At 57.9% G+C, this 3,402-nt stretch carries 3 protein-coding genes; all 3 read right to left on the bottom strand.

The features are described 5' to 3' along the window. Nucleotides 1-136 precede the first annotated feature (136 nt). Genes VSS37_RS04385 through VSS37_RS04375 form a run of 3 tightly spaced genes read right to left on the bottom strand, consistent with a single transcriptional unit; the run spans nucleotide 137 to nucleotide 3,294 of the window. Complete coding sequence (locus tag VSS37_RS04385) at nucleotides 137-1,105, bottom strand: ExeA family protein (RefSeq protein ID WP_324693465.1); 969 nt, start codon at nucleotides 1,103-1,105, stop codon at nucleotides 137-139. Next, nucleotides 1,095-2,729 (bottom strand): TnsB C-terminal domain-containing protein, encoded by a 1,635-nt coding sequence (locus VSS37_RS04380; protein ID WP_324693467.1) that lies wholly within the window; start codon nucleotides 2,727-2,729, stop codon nucleotides 1,095-1,097. Before VSS37_RS04380 ends, VSS37_RS04385 begins: the two co-directional genes overlap by 11 nt. Nucleotides 2,730-2,733: 4 nt before the next feature. Then, complete coding sequence (locus VSS37_RS04375) at nucleotides 2,734-3,294, bottom strand: recombinase family protein (RefSeq protein WP_324693464.1); 561 nt, start codon at nucleotides 3,292-3,294, stop codon at nucleotides 2,734-2,736. Nucleotides 3,295-3,402: the final 108 nt, after the last annotated feature.

Here is a 3,402-nt window from a genome sequence, read left to right as displayed (position 1 = left end):
GTATGGTTTGTGCTGCCGTGAGACCCCGTTTGTTCCAATAGGGTCTACCTTGAATTTCTGGGATGTTCCAGCCCAGTGGTCTAAAGGCTAACGGGACATTCCTTGAATCGGGATAAAACATCGGTCACCGGCCTGGTCATACGGGAAGCCCTGCCGCTTGGAATTGGCGGCATAAGTCGGCCACACGGGCGGCATCCAGGCTGTTGCTGAACAGCGCCCTGATCTCCGCCGGTTTAGTGCCAAACTGTTCAGCCAAGTCTTTGGCCCGGTAGCCATGACGGGCCAATGTCGGCTCAAGGTCATCCAGTTGGCGTGACAGGACTGACTCCACCAAACCGCCCGACACGGGTGTGTCACCCGTTTGGTATCCCGCCTCAAGCGCCAAGGCCAGATGGAGCTGGATTTGCAGCGGTGTCCGCAGCCGTGTCGCCAACAGGTCAATGGCTTCCGGCGTCAGGATGGATTCGACTGCCCTGCCACCCCCCGTGCATGAGCCGACCAGCCAATGGATGTATTCACGCTGGCTACCGGCGATGCCATCCAAATTGAACACATCGGTGCGGAACCCAATTTCCTCCATCGTCGGACGCCGCAAGTCGTTGCGTAACTTCGGATGCCCGGAAAGGACCACAGACAACCGCCCATCACCATCCTCGACCACTTCCATCAGGCGCTTTAGGCCAGTCAGTGTTTGGCTGTTCAGGTCATGTGCCTCATCAACAAACAGGGCGACAGGGCGCTTACTTTTGCGTACCAGTTCGCGCAAGTCCCGCTCCCGCTGTTCGCCCGTGGGTATCCGTACTTTCTTGTCGGCGGACAGGTCGTAATACAGGGCGGCGATCAGCGTGGTCAGCTTGACGCTGTGCTTCTCGACAGTCAGCGACTTGGAGACGGTGACTTTGTTTTCCTCCTTCAGTTGCTGTTGCAAGCGCCGCATGGTGACAGTTTTGCCGCTGCCGACAACCCCACAGACAGCAATCAACCGGCCTTCAAGGATTGCGCCCCTGATGTCCTTGAGCAACTGCTTGTGCAGCCCGGTCTCGTAATAACCAGCGTGGCTGAGCGGATGCGCCAGCCCATAATGTTCCATGACTTCAGCCCGCATGTCCTTCTCCTGTTTTCTTGTTACGGAAATGGCTGCGCACCCGTGACAGCACAACACTGCGTGTCAGGGTGTCAGCCAAAACCTCGTCGATAAACGCCCGGTCGGTCACCGGAAGTTTCGTGAGCGGTTGGGCCAAGTCATCGGCAATGGCCAGCTTGGCGGCAATGACACTGGGGAACTGGTATTCCAGTATCTGGGCATCAAAGGGCTGTTCCGGCACATTCACCGGGACCGCAGGCGGCATTAAACGCACATCGTCGCCTGCCAGCGCCGAAATTGGCAACCCAAGCTGGTCGGCCAAGGCGCGGATTCGGTCAGCACGCTCCCCGGCTTTCCCCCGTTTGAATGCACGGTATTTGTGTAGCGGGATGGGGCCTGATACCGGGAAGTAAGGCCCAAATTTTGCGCCACTAAATTCGACATACATTTCGTCGTCGAACAACCCCCACAGCAGGATGACCATCTCCCCCGCCATGTCCGGCTCCACTTCGTAAGCCGTGCCAGCAATGGTGATGCGTGCATCAACACCCACTTTGCGCCGTTCGGGTTCACGGGCAAAACGGCAGAACTGCTCCCAGGCACACATGCCCCTCAACCCCTCCGCTGGGAGGTTTGAAAGCCAATCTGCCAACCGGGAATGGGGTTCGGAACGGTGGGCTTGGCTGTTGTAACTCAGCAGGTAACGCATCAGCCAGTCATTGGCCTGCTTCTCGGTTTCCGGCTTGTGGAAATGGTACAGCGTCTCGTGTGCCTCCTTCACCGTTCGGAAAGGGCGTTCGACCTTGCCTTTCGAGCGAGCGGTTGTGCGCGTCCCATCCTTGCCCGCCGGAAGGTGCGCCTTATGCTCAATGCCAAGCCCTTGCATGGCATTCTGGAACACATGGCTCTTGGCTACCGGCCCATTGTCCAGATAGAGCATCTTGGGCCGCCCTTGGAACGGGAAATCAGCGTTGGCTTTGGGAGCCATCGCATTGAACAGGAAACGCAGCGCGGACTCCGCATCCTCACCATACACACACCGATATTCTTGGTAGCACACCCCACTGCGGTCATCGACCACGCTGAACAGCATCAGTGTCGGCTTACCTTTTGTGGGGTCAACCCAGTCAGGTTTGTCTATGTGTTTGAGGTCTGATGGCGACATGTCGAACTGCCAGCAGTCGTTGCTGTATTCAGCCTGGAACCGTACCGCTGGCGGTTCACGTAACAGCCGTGGCTGATCCAGCCGCAACAGGGAAATGTGACGGTCGACGGTTTGGCGGTGCAATAACCCCTTGGGCACTTTGACCAAGCCTTGGACGGTTTCCACCCCGTAATCCTCCATGAGCTGGATAGCCCGCAGGGTGGAAAGGTGCCGCCCCTGTTTGTTGGTGGTGCGCAGCTTCAGTGCCGCCACCAGTTCACAGTAACGTTCCAGTTCTGCTTGCGGCAACAGGCGTGGTTTGCCGTGGTCGGCACGGTGGGCCGCATGTGGTTTTCGGAAGGTGTGCAGCGCCCGGTAAACCGTGGCGGTGGAGACGCCATACAGTTCAGCCACTGCCGCAATTTGGGCGGCGCGTTCCGGGCTTTTGGGGGGCAGACGGTCAAGCCGCTGCTGCAATTGCAGCAGCGAATCGGCGGGGATGGCCTTACGCCCGCTGCCCACAGTTGGCCAAGGCACGGTACACGGTGGTACGTCCGACCCCTAAACGCCGGGCAATTTCAGCGACCCCCAGCTTCTCCTCGGTACGGAGACGTTGGACTTCGGTGGGAGTGACCGATGGCTTGCGTCCCCGGTAAACACCCCGCACTTTCGCGGCGGCAATGCCCTCAAGTTGGCGTTCACGCCGGAGGTTGGTTTCAAATTCCGCAAACACACCCAACATGTCCAGAAAAGCCTTGCCCGCAGCACTGCGGGTGTCGATAGGCTGCTCGGTTGCTTTAAGGGTGACACCCTTTTCCTTCAGTGCGTGGATGATGTCTTGGAGGTCTTTTATGCTGCGGGCCAGCCGGTCGATCCGGGTGACAACCAGCGTGTCCCCACTCCGTAAAAAATCCAGCAGGACTTGAAGTTCAGTCCGGCCTACCCGGCTTGTGCCGGTCACTTTTTCTGCCCTGATCACTTCACAACCGGCGGCACGTAGTGCCTGCTCTTGCAAGGCAAGGTCTTGTCCGACAGTAGAAACACGGGCATATCCGTAGAGTGCCATAAGTCAGTGGTGTCCCGTTAGGCTTTAGAACCTCAGACCCTACCATACCAAAAATGGCAAAACAACCCTATCGGTACAGGAAAAGTGTATCAACAAAATTACCCGTTT

It is taken from the genome of Candidatus Thiothrix phosphatis (assembly GCF_035668035.1).
Taxonomy (GTDB): domain Bacteria; phylum Pseudomonadota; class Gammaproteobacteria; order Thiotrichales; family Thiotrichaceae; genus Thiothrix; species Thiothrix phosphatis.
The sequence above is the reverse complement of the archived record's forward strand: the minus strand, read 5'-3'. Positions and strand labels throughout refer to the sequence as shown.